The organism is Streptomyces sp. NPDC007808, assembly GCF_042868655.1.
Lineage (GTDB): Bacteria > Actinomycetota > Actinomycetes > Streptomycetales > Streptomycetaceae > Streptomyces.
This window is the reverse complement of the sequence record NZ_JBIAEQ010000001.1, coordinates 274,139-290,229: the sequence shown is the minus strand read 5'-3', so window position 1 is coordinate 290,229 and position 16,091 is coordinate 274,139. Positions and strand designations below refer to the sequence as shown.

The window sequence follows — 16,091 nt, the reverse complement described above, 5'->3', positions numbered from 1 at the left end:
CGGCGGGAGCGGGCATGAGCGTGTGCTGTCACGCGGGCCGGGCGCGACTACGGCAGTTCGCCCTCCGCCGAGGGGAGCAGCGAGTCGAGACCGCTCGGAAATCCGCTGGGCAGCTCCGTGGGGAACCCTGACGGCAGGGAGGTCGGCAGGTCGCTCGGCAGACTGGTGGGGAGCTTGGTCGGGATGCTGAGGGACGGCCTCGGCGATCCGCTCGTGCCGGTCTCGGCGGGCGGCGCCTCGTCAGAGGAGCCGCCGCTTCCCGAAGCCATCAGGACCGCGGCCACGACGGCCCCCACCGCCCCGATCACGACGAGCATGACGAGCAGCGGATTCCACCGCCGCCCCGGCCCGCCGCCGTCCGGTGGCTCCGGCTGCCAAGCACCGTACGAGGGTGGCCCGCTGCCGCCCGGAGGGGGACCGTAGGCCCCCTGTCCGCTGCCGAAGGCTCCGGGAGGCGGTCCGTAGCCGCCGCCCGGCGGCGGAGTGTCACCCGGCTGTCCTGGCGGCTGAGGCGGTACGGGAGGCGTGGCCATACCCCCAAGGGTCACGTCGTACCGGCCGGCATGTGAACCCTTCCCGGGACCTGATACGGACCCGTGCCAAGGACCGCATGATTCCGGAACAACTCGTGCGACGACCGGTCACGGACCCGTACCGCGTGCGGCCGGTCCTTCGACGGGCGGCTCGCACACGGCAGGACGGCGGCAGCGGGGCACGCGCACACGTGGCAGCGGGGCACGCGCGCATGGTGGCAGCGGGGCACGCGCGCATGGCGGCAGCGGGGCACGCGCGCGTGGCCTCAGCCGCGGGCGCCCAGCAGGTGGTCCATCGCCAGCTGGTCGAGGCGCTCGAAGGCCATCCCGCGCGCGGCGGCCGCCTCGACGTCGAACTCCTCGAAGGCGGTACGGTCCGCGAGCAGCGCCTTCAGGCCGTCCGCCGCGGTCGGCTGCGCCAGTTCGTCCAGGCGCGAGGCACGCAGGGCTTCCTGGACCTCCGGGTCGGCGCGGAAGGCGGCCGAACGCTCCTTGAGGATGAGGTAGTTGCGCATGCAGCCCGCGGCCGACGCCCACACGCCGTCGAGGTCCTCGGTGCGCGGCGGCTTGAAGTCGAAGTGGCGGGGCCCGGTGTAACCGGCGCTCTCCAGGAGGTCGACCAGCCAGAAGGCGGAGCGCAGGTCACCGGCGCCGAAGCGCAGGTCCTGGTCGTACTTGATGCCGGACTGGCCGTTGAGGTCGATGTGGAAGAGCTTGCCCGCCCACAGGGCCTGCGCGATGCCGTGCGGGAAGTTGAGTCCGGCCATCTGCTCATGGCCGACCTCGGGGTTGACGCCGTACAGCTCGGGGCGCTCCAGGCGCTCGATGAAGGCAAGGGCGTGGCCGACGGTGGGCAGCAGGATGTCGCCGCGCGGCTCGTTCGGCTTGGGCTCGATCGCGAACCTCAGGTCGTAGCCCTGGGAGGTGACGTACTCACCGAGGAGGTCGAAGGCCTCCTTCATGCGGTCGAGGGCCACGCGCACGTCCTTGGCTGCGCCGGACTCGGCGCCCTCGCGACCGCCCCAGGCGACGTACGTCCGGGCGCCCAGCTCGGCCGCCAGGTCGATGTTGCGGATCGTCTTGCGCAGGGCGTAGCGGCGTACGTCGCGGTCGTTCGCGGTGAACGCGCCGTCCTTGAAGACGGGGTGGGTGAAGAGGTTGGTCGTGGCCATCGGCACCTTCATGCCGGTCGCGTCGAGGGCCTCGCGGAAACGCTTGATGTGGGCCTCTCGCTCGCTGTCCGAGGACCCGAAGGGGATCAGGTCGTCGTCGTGGAAGGTGACGCCGTGGGCGCCGAGCTCGGCCAGGCGCCGGACCGTCTCGACCGGGTCGAGGGCACGGCGGGTGGCGTCGCCGAAGGGGTCCCGTCCCTGCCAACCGACGGTCCACAGGCCGAAGGTGAACCTGTCCTCGGGGGTGGGCTGGTAGCTCATGCCGCGACTCCTTGCTCGCTGACGACTGCTTCCACGACTATTTCGTCATGGCGCTTTACAAATTAGTATGCCGACGCGTCCCTGGGAAGGGACAAGATGTCCCGAAGGGGTGAGGTCCGGGTCGCGACACCCCGGGCACCCTCGAAAACAGCAGGTCAGATCCCGCCAAGCCGCGGAAAAGGGAGAGCGCGATGTCAGCAGCCGAGGGTCCGCTCGTCGTCGGCGTGGACACGTCCACCCAGTCCACCAAGGCCCTGGTCGTCGACGCGTCGACCGGACGGGTCGTCGCGAGCGGCCAGGCACCGCACACCGTGTCCTCCGGGGCCGGCCGCGAGAGCGATCCGCGTCAGTGGTGGGACGCCCTGTGCGAGGCGCTGCGCCAGTGCGGCGAGGCCGCGCACGAGGCCGCCGCGGTGTCGATCGGCGGGCAGCAGCACGGTCTGGTCACGCTGGACGAGCGGGGCGAACCGGTGCGCCCGGCCCTGCTGTGGAACGACGTGCGCTCGGCACCGCAGGCGAGCCGACTGACGCAGGAGTTGGGCGGCGCGAAGTTCTGGGCCGAGCGCACGGGCTCCGTCCCCGCCGCGTCCTTCACGATCACGAAGTGGGCATGGCTGGCCGAGAACGAACCGGAGGCCGTCCGGGCCACCAAGGCCGTACGCCTCCCCCACGACTACCTGACCGAACGCCTCACGGGGCAGGGCACCACCGACCGCGGAGACGCCTCCGGTACGGGCTGGTGGGCGTCGGGGACGGAGTCGTACGACACCGAGATCCTGACGCATGTGGGGCTCGACCCGGAGCTGCTGCCCCGTGTGGTCCGGCCCGGCGAGGTCGCGGGAACCGTACGTGACGGCCACGACCTGCCGTTCTCCAGAGGCACCCTGGTGGCGCCCGGCACCGGCGACAACGCGGCCGCCGCACTGGGCCTCGGACTGCGCCCGGGAACCCCGGTGCTCTCGCTCGGCACCTCGGGCACGGTGTACGCCGTCTCCGAGCACCGCCCCGCCGACCCGACCGGCACGGTGGCGGGCTTCGCCGACGCGCACGGCGACTGGCTGCCGCTGGCCTGCACCCTGAACTGCACCCTCGCGGTCGACCGCCTGGCGACGCTGCTGGGCCTGGACCGCGAGGCCGTGGAGCCCGCCGTCGGCCTCACGCTCCTGCCCTACCTGGACGGCGAACGCACCCCTAACCTGCCGAACGCCTCCGGCCTCCTGCACGGCCTGCGTCACGACACGACCGCCGGCCAGCTCCTGCAGGCCGCCTACGACGGCGCCGTCCACGCGCTCCTCGGCGCACTGGACCTGGTCCTCGACGAGGACGCGGACCGCTCGGCCCCGCTGCTGCTGATCGGCGGCGGCGCCCGGGGCACGGCCTGGCAGCAGACCGTACGCCGGCTGTCGGGGCGTCCGGTGCAGGTCCCCGAGGCCAGGGAGCTCGTCGCGCTGGGCGCCGCGGCCCAGGCGGCCGGCCTGCTGACCGGCGAGGACCCCGCGGCGGTCGCCCGGCGCTGGAACACCACCCGAGGACCCGTGCTGGACGCCGTCGAGCGGGACGAGGAGACGCTGGCCAGGATCAGCGGGGTACTCTCCGACGCGGCCCCGCTGCTGGAGCGGAGCCCCGAGGCGCACTAGGTACGGACGAGGACTGACCCCACGCATGACCGCACCCCTGCACGAGGCCCAGCCGGGCGCCGGGCGCGCGCTGCCCGACACCCAGCAGGGCATGCGCCGCCGCAATCTCGCCCGGGTGATGCACACCGTCAGCGCCGAGGGGCCGCTCTCCCGCGCCGCCGTCGCCTCCCGCATCGGCCTTACGCGTGCCGCGGTGTCCACCCTCGTCGACGAGCTGATCCGCTCGGGACTCCTTGAGGAGCTGGGTCCCGAGCGGCCCGGCCGGGTGGGCCGTCCCGGATCGGCGCTTGCCGTCAGCGGGCACGGTCCGGCCGGGATCGGCGCGGAGGTCGGCGTCGACCATCTCGCCGTCTGCGCGGTCGACCTGCGCGGCGAGGTACGGTCCAGGGCGGTGCGACACGGCGACAACCGGGGCCGCGCCCCGGAACCCGTGGTCGAGGAACTCACGGAGTTGGTGCGCCGGGTCGTCGCCGAGGCCGGACACGAGGGGCTGTGGCCCGCAGGGCTCGCGGTCGCCGTGCCGGGCCTGGTGGCGCGGGACGCCCGAACCGTCGTACGCGCCCCCAATCTCGACTGGCGCGACACGGACCTCGGCGCACTGCTCGCCGTGGATCTTCCGCTGGCGGTGGGCAACGAGGCCAACTTCGGCGCGCTCGCCGAGCTCTGGCTGGGCGAGGGGACTCCGCGGGACTTCCTGCATGTCTCGGCCGAGATCGGCATCGGCGCGGCCGTCGTGGTGGACGGGGGGCTCCTGCGAGGAACGCGGGGTTTCGCGGGCGAGTTGGGCCATGTGCCCGTCGAGCCGGACGGCCCCGAATGCCCGTGCGGCGGGCGGGGGTGCCTGGAGCAGTACGCGGGTGAGGAAGCGGTCCTGCGGGCGGCCGGGCTGGAGCCGGGCGAGGACCGTGTCGGGCTGCTCGCCGAGCGGGCCGCCGAGGGCGACGAGGAGGTACGGCGGGCCCTGCGCGACGCGGGAACGGCGCTCGGTGTCGCGCTGACCGGTGCGGTCAATCTGCTGGACCCCGAAAGTGTGGTGCTGGGCGGCGCGCTCGCGGGGCTGGCGCCCTGGCTGCTGCCTGCGCTGGAGGCCGAGCTCGACCGGCGCACCGCGGGGCCCGCCTGTCCCGTCTCCGTGTCACGGTTGGGGCCCGAAGGGCCGTTGCTGGGAGCCGCGCACTCGGTGGTACGGGCGGTGCTCGACGATCCTGCGGCGGTGGCGGAACGGGCGTGAGCCGAGGACGAGTCCACTCGTGTGAGTGAGGACGTTGTCCACAATCACGTGGCTGTCCACGGAAGTCCGGCGCTCCCCGTCGGCTCGTCCGCCCTCCCCGTAACGTGATCCACGCAGGGCGCAGCCGTCGGGTCACGGCGACGGCGGCGCTTCGGCGCATACCGGGGGTCTCACATGTCGCGTCGCCGAGCCGGCAGTTCTCGACGAAAGCTCCCCACCTGTCCTCCGCAGAACAGGCTGCCGCGCCGGCACGCCCGACTCGTGATCACCACGCCACGTCGACCCGGAAAGGCCATGACCCCCATGGAGCGCACGACCCCACGTCCCAGTCGGCGGCGGATCCTGCAGGGCACCGCCCTCGCCGCCGTCCCGTACGCCCTGCTCCCCGAACGACCGGCCGGTGCGCATGTCCCCGCACCGGACCATCCTCTCGCCGAGTGGCGTCCGGCGAGCAGGGCCAACTACACGCCGGCGCACCGCCCTTCGACCCACCCCGTCGACCGGGTGATCATCCATGTGACACAGACCCTCTACACCAAGACGCTGTTCGTCTTCGAGAACCCCGAGAAGAAGGTGTCCGCGCACTACGTCGTCCGGTCGGGCGACGGGCACACGACCCAGTGCGTCCGTGAGGCGGACATCGCCTGGCACGCAGGGGACTGGGAGCACAACACGCGCAGCATCGGTATCGAGCACGAGGGCTGGGTGGACCAGCCCGCCTACTTCACCGACGTCATGTACAGGACCTCAGCGCGGCTCACGGCGGCGATCTGCACCAGATACGGCATACCGAAGGACCGCGAACACATCATCGGTCACCACCAGGTGCCCGGCACGGACCACACCGATCCCGGCCCCCACTGGGACTGGACACGCTACATACGGCTGGTCAACGCGCTCTGAGAAGGTCACACGGCCGGGCCGGTGCGGGCGTCGTTCGGGTGAGGGCCGTCGAAGAGGTTGTCCGTGCGCGTACACGGAGTGACGATGTCCCCAGCCGCATCGCCTTCCGGGGAGGACGAGTTGACGGATCCGTGGGTGGCGCTGAAGCCGGGGGCCGACCCTGCCGAGCGTGTTCGGGTGCTGCGCCGTGCGCATGAGACGTTCACCGAGGCGGGCACCGTGCCGAAGCCGGTGCGTGCCGTGGTGGCGGACTCGTGGCGGCGTTCCGCGCGTGCCGGTGTCGGCCCGGACGGGACGGCGAGTGTGGAGCTGGCGGACGGTGATCTCGGTGCCTATCGCGCGGAACATCCGCTGGCTCGGGTGATGCCGCTCTTCAGGGAGTTGCTGGGTACGTTCGCGGCCGACGGCGAGCATCTGCTCGCGGTGTGCGACGCGCACGGCAGGCTGCTGTGGGTGGAGGGGCATCCCACGACCCGGCGGCGTGCGGGGCGGATGAACTTCGTGCCGGGCGCCCGATGGGCGGAGACCGCCGTCGGGACGAACGCGCCGGGCACGGCGGTCGCGGTGGACCGGCCGGTGCAGGTGTTCGCGGCCGAGCACTTCATACGCCGGGTGCAGCCCTGGACCTGTGCGGCGGCGCCGGTGCACGATCCGCGCACCGGGCGGGTGCTCGGGGCGGTGGACATCACCGGCGGGGACGGGCTCGCGCATCCTCACAGCCTGGGGTTCGTGCAGGCGGTGGCGCGTGCCGCGGAGTCCCATCTGGCGCTGCTCGCGCCGTCGGCGCCCACGTCCGACGCGCCCGAGCTGATCGCGCTGGGCCGGGACGAGGCGCAGTTGCGCATGGGGGGCCGACGGATCAGGCTCAGCCGCCGGCACAGCGAGATCCTGGTGTTGCTGTCCCGTCACCCGGAGGGGCTGACCGGGGACGAGCTGCTGTGTGCGCTGTACGAGGACGAGTCGGTGACACCGGTGACACTGCGCGCCGAACTCGCCCGGCTGCGCCGCACACTGAGCCCCGGACTGCTCGCCTCGCGGCCCTACCGGCTCACGGCACCGGTCGAGTCGGACATGGCGGTCGTCGAGCGTCGCCTGGATGCCGGTGCGGTCACGGCCGCGGCCACGGCGTACACCGGCCCGCTGCTGCCCGGCTCCCAGGCACCGGCGGTGGTGCGGCTCAGGCGCCTTCTCGCCGACGGCCTCCGTACGGCGCTGATCGCCCGCCGCGACCCCGACCTGCTGGCCGACTGGGCGCACGCGCCGTGGGGCGAGGACGACCTCGACGTGTGGCAGGCGCTCGCCGCGGTGCGTCCGACCGCGGCCGTTCGGTCACGGCTGGCCGCGCTGGAGTCCGAACTCACTGCACCGGTCACCTGGGAACGCCGTCCGGCGCGCTGACGCAGACATGGGCCCGTGACGGCTGCGGCCGCCTCTGGAGTGACCCGCTCCGAGGGATCACCGGCTGGCGCAACGTACTTGCAACCTCGCCGTTCCTAGCCTCGCGCCGAGAGCTGCCCGACGGAGGGCAGCGCTTCTTCGGGAGGCAGAGCAGTATGACCCGTTACGCGGCGCCCGGCACCGAGGGTGCGATCGTCTCCTACCGGACGCGCTACGACCACTTCATCGGCGGTGAGTACGTGCCGCCGATCCGGGGGCAGTACTTCGAGAACCCGTCGCCGGTGAACGGGCAGCCGTTCACCGAGATCGCGCGGGGCACGGCGGAGGACGTGGAGCGGGCGCTCGACGCGGCGCACGCCGCCGCTCCGGCGTGGGGCCGGTCCTCGGTGACCGAGCGCTCCGACATGCTGCTGAAGATCGCCGACCGGATGGAGGCGAACCTGGAGGGGCTGGCGGTCGCCGAGAGCTGGGAGAACGGCAAGCCGGTGCGGGAGACGCTGGCCGCCGACATTCCGTTGGCCATCGACCACTTCCGGTACTTCGCGGGCGCGATCAGGGCGCAGGAGGGCTCGCTCGGGGAGGTCGACGAGGACACGGTGGCGTACCACTTCCACGAACCGCTGGGTGTGGTCGCGCAGATCATCCCGTGGAACTTCCCGATCCTCATGGCGACCTGGAAACTCGCCCCGGCGCTGGCCGCGGGGAACGCGGTCGTGCTCAAGCCGGCCGAACAGACTCCGGCGTCGATCCACTACTGGCTCGGCCTGGTCGCCGATCTGATCCCGCCCGGCGTGGTCAACGTCGTCAACGGATTCGGGGTGGAGGCCGGCAAGCCGCTGGCGTCCAGTCCGCGAGTGGCCAAAGTGGCGTTCACCGGTGAGACCACGACCGGTCGGCTGATCATGCAGTACGCCTCGGAGAACATCACTCCGGTCACCCTCGAACTCGGCGGCAAGTCGCCGAACATCTTCTTCGACGACGTCTGGTCGGCCGACGACGACTTCCGGGACAAGGCACTCGAAGGCTTCACCATGTTCGCCCTCAACCAGGGCGAGGTGTGCACGTGTCCGTCCCGGGCGCTGGTGCAGCGGGGACAGTACGCCGAGTTCATGGAGGCGGCCGTCGCCCGCACCGAGCGGATCAAGACCGGTCACCCGCTCGACACGGACACGATGATCGGCGCCCAGGCCTCCAACGACCAGCTGGAGAAGATCCTTTCCTACCTGGACATCGGTCGCCAGGAAGGCGCGAGGGTGCTCACGGGCGGCGAACGTATCGAGCACGACGGCGAGTTGAAGGGGGGCTACTACGTCCAGCCGACCGTCTTCGAGGGCGACAACCGCATGCGGATCTTCCAGGAGGAGATCTTCGGGCCGGTGGTCTCCGTGACGTCCTTCGACGACTTCGACGACGCCATCAAGATCGCCAACGACACGCTGTACGGCCTGGGCGCGGGCGTGTGGACGCGGGACGTCACCACCGCGTACCGCGCGGGCCGCGCGATCCAGGCGGGCCGCGTGTGGACCAACTGCTATCACGCGTACCCCGCACACGCGGCGTTCGGCGGCTACAAGGGTTCGGGTATCGGCCGGGAGACCCACAAGATGATGCTGGAGCACTACCAGCAGACGAAGAACCTGCTGGTGTCGTACTCGCCGAAGAAGCTGGGCTTCTTCTAGAGGCGCTGCGTGAGCCGCGGGTGCGTTCAGTGCGGCAGGGGTTGTTCTGCCCAGATCGTCTTGCCCGCGGCGGTGTGGCGGCTGCCCCAGCGCTCGGCGACCTGGGCGACGAGCAGCAGTCCGCGTCCGCCCTCGTCGAAGACGCGGGCCCGCCGCAGGTGCGGGGCGGTGCTGCTGCCGTCGGAGACTTCGCAGATGAGCACGTCGGCGCGGATGAGGCGCAGTTCGACGGGGGCGTCGCCGTATCGGATGGCGTTGGTGACCAGCTCGCTGACGATCAGCTCGGTGGGGAACTCGAACTCGGCCAGTCCCCAGGCAGCCAGTTGTTCGCTTGCCATCCGGCGGGCCCCCGCGACGGCCGCTGGGTCCACGGGCAGTTGCCAGGTGCGTACCTGTTGCGCGCCGAGCCCGCAGGCGCGGGCCAGGAGCAGGACGATGTCGTCGGCGGGCGGGTCGGGCCGTACCTTGCGCATGACCTCGTCGCAGGCTTCCTCCAGGCCGTCGGTGGGGCCGCGCAGCGCTTCGGTCAGCAGCTCCAGTCCGACGTCGATGTCCCGGCCGGGGGCCTCGATCAGGCCGTCGGTGTAGAGGGCGAGCAGGCTGCCCTCGCGCACGTCGACCCGGGCGGCCTCGAAAGGCAGTCCGCCCAGGCCGAGCGGCGGCCCGGGGGGGCAGGTCCAGGACGTGCACGGTGCCGTCGGGATCCACCAGGACGGGCGGCGGATGACCGGCGCGGGCCAGGTCGCATCGGCCGGCGACGGGGTCGTAGACGGCGTAGAGGCAGGTGGCACCGACCTCTCCCGAGGCTCCTTCCGCCTGCCCCCGGGTGTCGGGGCCTTCCTCCCGGTCGAGGCGGATGACCAGGTCGTCCAGCCGTGTGAGCAGCTCGTCGGGTGCGAAGTCGGCGTCGGCGAGGGTCCGTACCGCGGTGCGCAGGCGGCCCATCGTGGCCGAGGCGTGCACACCGTGGCCCACGACGTCGCCCACGACCAGCGCGACCCGCCCTCCGGACAGCGCGATGACGTCGAACCAGTCCCCACCGATCTCGTCCCCCGGGCCGGCGGGCAGGTACCGGTGGGCAAGGTCCACGGCCTGTGCTCGGGGCAGCCGCTCGGGCAGCAGACTGCGTTGGAGGGTGAGCGCGGTCCGGCGCTCGCGGGTGTAGCGGCGTGCGTTGTCGATACTCACGGCCGCCCTGGCGGCGATCTCCTCGGCGAGCGTCAGGTCGTCGTCGGCGAAGGCGTCGGCCGTGCGGTGCCGCAGCAGGTGCATCACGCCCAGGGTGACGCCCCGGGCACGCAGTGGCACCATCATCACCGAGTGGATCCTGAACCGTCTCATGCTCTCGGCCCGGGCCGGGGAGGCCGTCGACCACGCGCCGAGCCGCGGGTCGCCCGCACGGTAGTGGGACCCCCGGCCGGTGATCAGCGCCTGTGCGGGTGGTGAGCCGGGCGGGTAGACGTCGACGTCGCCCGTCCTGACCACGGACTCTGGGCAGCCCGAGAGCACCGAGCGTTGCGCGGTACGGCGGCACTGCACCGGCGTGTCGGGCGGTATCGGTTGCGGTTCGTGCCCCTGCACGACCGACTCCAGCAGGTCGACGGTGACGAAGTCGGCGAACCCGTTCACGGCCACCTCGGCCAGTTCCTCGGTCGTCCGGGTCACGTCCAGGGTGCTGCCGATGCGGGTACTGGCCTCGTTGAGCACCGCCAGACGGCGCCGGGCCCAGTACTGCTCGGTGATGTCGATCACCAGTGCCGACAGTCCCAGCACCTCGCCCGCCCGGTCCTTCAGCGGCGAGAGGTAGACCGACCACGCGTGATCGCGGATCTCCCCGGAGGCCCGGAAGGGCTGCTCCTCGCGGAAGATCATCTCACCGGTGCGCACGACCTCCCGCTGGAGGCGGTCGATCTCGTCCAGCGGTGGGACGGGATAGATCTCCCACAGGGTCAGGCCACGCATCTCCTCCGGTGTGAGGCCCATCGCACGGCTCATCACCTGGTTGCAGGCCACGAACCGCGCCTCATGGTCGTAGACGGCCACGGGCACCGGGAGCTGTGCGAGCGCGCGGTCCCACAGCTGCGCCGTCCCCGCCTCGGTCGGCGCGGCGGGATAGGCCGGCGCCGCCGGTGTGACGACCCACGGGATGCCGCCGTCCGAGTCGGCCAGTGGCGTTCCCCGAAGCTGCACCTTGACGCGGTCTCCGTCCCGTTTGCGCAGCGACACATCGCTCGTCCACGGCTGCCCGGCCGAAAGGTGGCGCCGCAACGCGACCGGCAGTTTCGCGGCGAGCAGGTAGGCGGCGGGCCGGCCGACGACCTCCGGGGACTCGTATCCGAGCAGTCGCCGTGCGCCGGCGCTCCACGCCGTGACGGCTCCGCGGCCGTCGATGACGACGGCGAAGTCCTCGGGTGCTCCCGCACCCCTCGCCCCGGTGGTCGTGTCGGGTTCGTTGTCCATGGGCGTTACCACGACCTCGTTCATGCAGCCGGTCAGCGCGACGCTGCCTCGCCCCTCACGCGCGCTGCCTCCAGCATCCCGCCACCGCTCTCCCCCTTCAACCGGCTGTGTCCCGATCAGCGGGTCGACCGCTTCGTCGCCCCGCCCGGCCCGGACCCGGGCTGATCCGGTTCCGGCGTCGACCGCGCCCCGAAGATCTTCTGCCGCTGCCGGCAACCTTTTCGTCTCGTGCGGTCACTCACCGATGCACCATCGAATCGATCCTCCGAACGGACGGGCAATGACCACAGTGAGGCAGGCCGCGAGGCAGCGCAGACACAGACGCAGGCTCATACTGGGCACCGCGGTGGCGGTGACCGCCGCCCTGCTCGCCTGCCTGGTCATCGGGTTGCTTCCCGACCGGAAGGAAGAGGCAGGGCCTGCCGCGGCATCGCCGGTCGCCACCACCCGGGTGAAGGCCACCGCACCGTCCGACACCAGCACCCCGTCCCCGTCGGGGACGCCGACCGCGAGCAGCAGTCCGAGTCCGACGGCCACCGCGAGCACCGCCTCGGCACGGCCGTCGGCCAAGACCACCCCGCGGTCCTCGCAACCGGCGTCCACCACGGCGTCGTCGGCGGGGCGGATCCGGCCCGGTGCCACCTACACCGGGGTCGCCACCGCATACGAGGCCGAGGACGGGAACGGCGCCTGCCTGTTCGGCCCGAGTCCCGACCTGATGGTCGCCGCCATGAACACCACGGACTACGAGACGTCCAGGGCCTGCGGCGCGTACGTGCTCGTCCGCGCGGCCAACGGCAAGTCGATCACGGTACGGATCACCAACGAGTGCCCCCTGCCCTGCGCGCCCGGCCAACTCGACCTCAGCCAGGAGGCGTTCGCCCGGCTCGCCGACCTCAAGGTGGGCCGGATCCCGATCACCTGGCAGCTGGTGAGCCCGAGCACCTCCGGCACGATCTCCATCAGGTACAAGACCGGCTCCAGCGCCTACTGGTGCGGCATCCAGGCGATCGGCCACCGGAACCCGGTCGCGCGTCTGGAGGTCCTGACCGGCGGCGGCTGGCGGCAGTTGCCGCGCACCGAGTACAACTACTTCCTTTCCGCCGACGGCAGCGGGTGCGGCAGGACGATCAGGATCACCGACATCTACGGAGAACGGCTGACCATCACCGGGATCGCACTGCGGCCGAACGTCGTGCAGCCGGCCGGGGTCCAGTTCGCCCGGCACTGACCTCGTCCTGAGTCGGCACGCCCTTCCCACGGGACCGACGGGACGTCCGCACGGACGCCTTGCCGCGCACCGCCACGGCGTCCGTGCCGGAGACGGCGAGCACGGAGAGCAGGACGAGTGCGCATGCCGGGCCCAGGACGGTCCAGGGCGCCAGCTCGACGTACGGCTGGTTCTCCGACAGCAGGCGCCCCCACTCCGCGGTGGGCGGCTGCTCGCCCAGGCCGAGGAAGCCGAGGGAGGCCAGTACGAGGACCGTGGTGGGCAAGCGCAGCAGGGCGTTGCGCAGGACGCCGGGCAGTACGGCGGGGAGCAGGTGGTGGCGGAGCAGGTATCCGGGGCCGGCGCCGAAGGATATGGACGCGAGCATGTGGCCGCTGGCTCGTTCCTGTTCGAGCAGCGCGGCGGCCTGGGCGGCGTACGGGGTCCAGCCGACCAGGCAGACGGCCAGGGCGGCACCCCAGGCCGACGGGCCGGTCACCGCGGTCGTCAGCAGTCCGGCGAGCACCGCCGGCATCGTCGACACCACCTCCGTGAGCCCCGCGCCGACCTGCGCCGCCATGCCGAGCAACAGGCCGGTGAGGGTGCACACCGCGGTGACCACGAGGGCCACGCCCATCGTGCGCAGCGCGCCATGGCCCAGCCGGGCCAGCAGATCGCGGCCGAGCGCGTCCGTACCCATCGGGTGTGCGGTCGAGGGCGGGAGCAGTCGGGCCGCGGTGTCCACGTGGAGCGGATCGCGGAGCAGTCCGGCGGTGATCAGAGCGAGCAGCGCGAGGGCGCAGACCGCGGCGGCCGAGCGGGTGAAGCGCCTTTGGGAAGCGGCCGGTGTGTGCGATGTGGCCAGGGCCCCGTCACGCAGGGCCGGGCCGAGCAGGGCGCGGCGCAGGGCCTGGATGAGGACGCCGGCGACGGCGCCGAGCAGGATGAGGGCCAGGGTCGCGGTCTGCAGGGGTGGCAGGTCCTGGGCGATGGCGGCGTCCAGGGCGAGACGGCCGAGCCCGGGAATGTTGAAGATCTTCTCCACCGCGACGGCACCGCCGACCAGGCCCACCACGCTCGGCAGGAGTTGCGGGAGCACTCCGGCCAGCGCGCGGCGCAGCGCGTGCCGGGCGACACGGCCGGGTGTGAATCCGCAGGCCCGCCAGGTCCGGGCCCACGGCTCGCTGAAGGCGGCCGGCAGCGACTGGTCGAGCAGACCGCCGATGACCGCCCCGGTCGGGACACCGAGGGCGAGTGCCGGCAGCACCATCGACGCCGGCCCCTCCCACCCGCTGGACGGGAGCCAGCCCAGCCACACCCCGCACACGGTGGCGAGGAGCGAGGCGAGCAGGAACTTGGGCAGCGCGGCGAGGACGGCGACACCGATCGCGCCGCTCCCCCGGTGCAGCCGCCGCCGGGAACCGAGATACAGGGTGCGGGCACTGGCCAGGGCGGCGACCGCGACGGTGACCGCGAGCGCCCCGAGCATCAGCGTGACGGAGACCGCGAAGGCGCTCGTCACCTGGGGCAGCACCGGCTCGCCCGACACCCAGGAAGTGCCCGCGTCGCCCCGCGGCAACCCACCCAGCCAGTGCGCGAGATGTGCGAACGGCCCCTGGTCCAGACCCAGTTGCTCCCGAACCGCGGCCAGTTGCTCCGGAGTCGGATCCTGGTCGGCGGAACGGGCCCGCAGGACCGTGAGGGCGGGGTCGTTGCCGGACAGCCAGGGCAGCATGGCGACGGCCGCCAGCAGCGCGGCCCCGGCGGCGAGCCGGCCGAGGCCCACGCGCCACCGGGACGGACGGGCCTCGGTACCGGCCGACGTGGCGCTCATCTGCCGCTACTTCAGGTGGGTGTCGACGTCGATCAGGGAGCGCTCGCGCGGGTCGAGGAGCACGCCCTCGACGTGGGTGGCGATGCCCTGGACGACCTTCTCGTGGACGAGCGGGACGACGGCGTCGGTGCGCAGGATCTGCGCCTCGGCGGCCATGATCTTCTGGTGCCGCTTCGTCACGTCGCCTTCCTCGGCGGCGGACTTGACGGCGCGGTCCACCTCGGGGTCCTTCAGACGGGCGATGTTGTACACGCCGTTGCTCCTGTAGTCGCTGGCCAGGTAGGCGACCGCGTCGCCGGTGTCGAGGAGCACCACCCGGGACATGACGAGGGCGTCGTACTTGCCGGCGAGAAGGTCGGCCTCCATCTGCGTGTATTCGCGGACGTCCTGCTTCACGGTGAACCCGGCCTGCTCCAGCTGCTGCTGCAGCACGGAGGCGACCTCGGGCAGCTCCGCGCGGTTGGTGAAGGCGGCCAGACGCAGAACCTTGCCCTTCGTCCTGGACCTGACCTGTGCGGGTGTCGCGGCCTTGGCACGGCCGGTTGCCTTGACGCGCTTGTCCGCCGCCCAGGGCACGGCGGGTCCGAACAGGCCCTGCGCGGGGTCGGCGTAGCCGCTGAAGATCGAGTCGACGAGCGCGGAACCGTCGACGGCCTCGCGCGCCGCCGCGCGCAGCGCGGGGTCGGTGAAGATGCCGTTGCCGGTGTTGAGGATGAGGCTGTCGGTCCGTACGGACGGCACTTCGTGACGGGTTTTCGCGTCCAGCAGCTTGGCCTGGGAGGTAGGGATCCACTCGGCGATGTCGACGTCACCGGAGCGCAGGGCGCCCGCGCGGGCGGTGCCGTCGGCTATCCAGGTGACGTCGATGCCGGGCGCCTTGGCCTTGCCGCCCCAGTAGCCGTCGTAACGGTCGAGCGTGGCCTTGGACTTGCCGGTGAGCTTCGTGACCTTGAAGGGGCCGGTTCCGGTGCCGATCGGACTGACGGTGCCGTCCTTCGCGTACGCCTTGGCGGAGAGGATGGCCAGCACCGGGCTGGCCAGCCGCAGCGGGAGCACCGGGTCGGCGTCCTTGGTGCTGATGGTGACCGTGTCGGCGTCGTCGGCCTTCGCGGTGAGGGTCACGTCGCTGAGGACGCGGGGCTTGGGTGTTGCGGCTTCCGCGTGGTCGAGGGCGTCGACCACGGACTCGGCGGTGACCGGCGTGCCGTCCTGGAAGGTGGCCTTGCGCAGCTCGAAGGTCCAGGTGGTGGAGTTGGTCTGCTTCCAGGACTTCGCCAGCGCGGGAGCTGCGGCGCCGTTCTTGTCCAGGGCGGTGAGTCCTTCGACCACGGAGAGCTTGCCCAGCAAGGTGGCGTCGTCGCTGTACGGCGACAGCGCCTGCACCGGCGGCCGGGCGAGCGCGACCCTCAGCCGCCCCGCCGAACCGCCTTCCGCACCCGAACCGGATCCATCCGTGCCGGACACGAAACATCCGGCCAGCAGCGGGGTGAGAGCAAGCGTCAGGAGGAGACCGCGGGAGGTCGTACGCATGGGTGTCCTGTCATGCGAGAGAGGGTGGTCTGGGCCCTGCACACCACGGACGGCGGTGCGGGCTCGGCCAGCATATAAGGCAAGCCTTACTTGATCTACCCGGGTGGGTGAATTCTCAACTACCGAGATCGCTGAGAAGTACGAGAGATCCACACCGTCCGCGAACGGACCGCTCTACCATGGCGGGAATCGGGCTCACCCTCGCCCCAGCTGGCCCATGATCCGGCCTCCGCCCCTGCAGCG

At 72.0% G+C, this 16,091-nt stretch carries 10 protein-coding genes and 1 pseudogene; 6 read left to right on the top strand and 5 right to left on the bottom strand.

The features are described 5' to 3' along the window. Positions 1 to 47: 47 nt before the first annotated feature. Both ACFYNL_RS01280 and xylA read right to left on the bottom strand, forming a co-directional pair. Positions 48 to 317: a hypothetical protein gene (locus tag ACFYNL_RS01280; RefSeq protein WP_388794551.1), complete on the bottom strand. Its 270-nt coding sequence runs from the start codon at positions 315 to 317 to the stop codon at positions 48 to 50. 482 nt (positions 318 to 799) lie between these two features. After that, positions 800 to 1,966 (bottom strand): xylose isomerase, encoded by a 1,167-nt coding sequence (xylA, locus tag ACFYNL_RS01275; protein ID WP_388794548.1) that lies wholly within the window; start codon positions 1,964 to 1,966, stop codon positions 800 to 802. Between the two features lie 191 nt (positions 1,967 to 2,157). On the opposite strand from xylA, the gene xylB reads away from it, so the two are divergent. The 5 genes from xylB to ACFYNL_RS01250 all read left to right on the top strand — a co-directional run bounded on the left by xylB (position 2,158) and on the right by ACFYNL_RS01250 (position 8,814). Continuing rightward, the gene (gene xylB, locus ACFYNL_RS01270) at positions 2,158 to 3,603 is read left to right on the top strand and encodes a xylulokinase (RefSeq protein WP_388794545.1); all 1,446 of its coding nucleotides are present in this window, start codon (positions 2,158 to 2,160) and stop codon (positions 3,601 to 3,603) included. Between the two features lie 25 nt (positions 3,604 to 3,628). Beyond that, positions 3,629 to 4,834 (top strand): ROK family protein, encoded by a 1,206-nt coding sequence (locus tag ACFYNL_RS01265; protein WP_388794542.1) that lies wholly within the window; start codon positions 3,629 to 3,631, stop codon positions 4,832 to 4,834. A 303-nt stretch (positions 4,835 to 5,137) separates the two neighbouring features. Then, positions 5,138 to 5,737: an N-acetylmuramoyl-L-alanine amidase gene (locus ACFYNL_RS01260; RefSeq protein ID WP_388797207.1), complete on the top strand. Its 600-nt coding sequence runs from the start codon at positions 5,138 to 5,140 to the stop codon at positions 5,735 to 5,737. Positions 5,738 to 5,821: 84 nt separating this feature from the next. Next, positions 5,822 to 7,135, top strand: a complete 1,314-nt coding sequence (locus ACFYNL_RS01255) for a GAF domain-containing protein (RefSeq protein WP_388794539.1) — start codon at positions 5,822 to 5,824, stop codon at positions 7,133 to 7,135. 155 nt (positions 7,136 to 7,290) lie between these two features. Next, positions 7,291 to 8,814, top strand: coding sequence for an aldehyde dehydrogenase family protein (locus ACFYNL_RS01250; protein WP_388794536.1), 1,524 nt, complete (start codon positions 7,291 to 7,293; stop codon positions 8,812 to 8,814). A gap of 26 nt (positions 8,815 to 8,840) precedes the next feature. Here the strand turns inward: ACFYNL_RS01250 and ACFYNL_RS01245 are convergent. Continuing rightward, positions 8,841 to 11,274 (bottom strand): annotated as a pseudogene (locus ACFYNL_RS01245) (SpoIIE family protein phosphatase). A 280-nt stretch (positions 11,275 to 11,554) separates the two neighbouring features. Between ACFYNL_RS01245 and ACFYNL_RS01240 the strand changes: the two are divergent. After that, the gene (locus ACFYNL_RS01240; protein ID WP_388794533.1) at positions 11,555 to 12,505 is read left to right on the top strand and encodes an expansin EXLX1 family cellulose-binding protein; all 951 of its coding nucleotides are present in this window, start codon (positions 11,555 to 11,557) and stop codon (positions 12,503 to 12,505) included. Here the strand turns inward: ACFYNL_RS01240 and ACFYNL_RS01235 are convergent. Beyond that, positions 12,441 to 14,318: an ABC transporter permease subunit gene (locus ACFYNL_RS01235; protein WP_388794530.1), complete on the bottom strand. Its 1,878-nt coding sequence runs from the start codon at positions 14,316 to 14,318 to the stop codon at positions 12,441 to 12,443. The two genes, ACFYNL_RS01240 and ACFYNL_RS01235, sit on opposite strands and share 65 nt — an antisense overlap. A gap of 6 nt (positions 14,319 to 14,324) precedes the next feature. Beyond that, a complete protein-coding gene (locus ACFYNL_RS01230; protein ID WP_388794526.1) occupies positions 14,325 to 15,848 on the bottom strand; it encodes an ABC transporter substrate-binding protein in 1,524 nt (507 codons plus the stop codon). Positions 15,849 to 16,091: the final 243 nt, after the last annotated feature.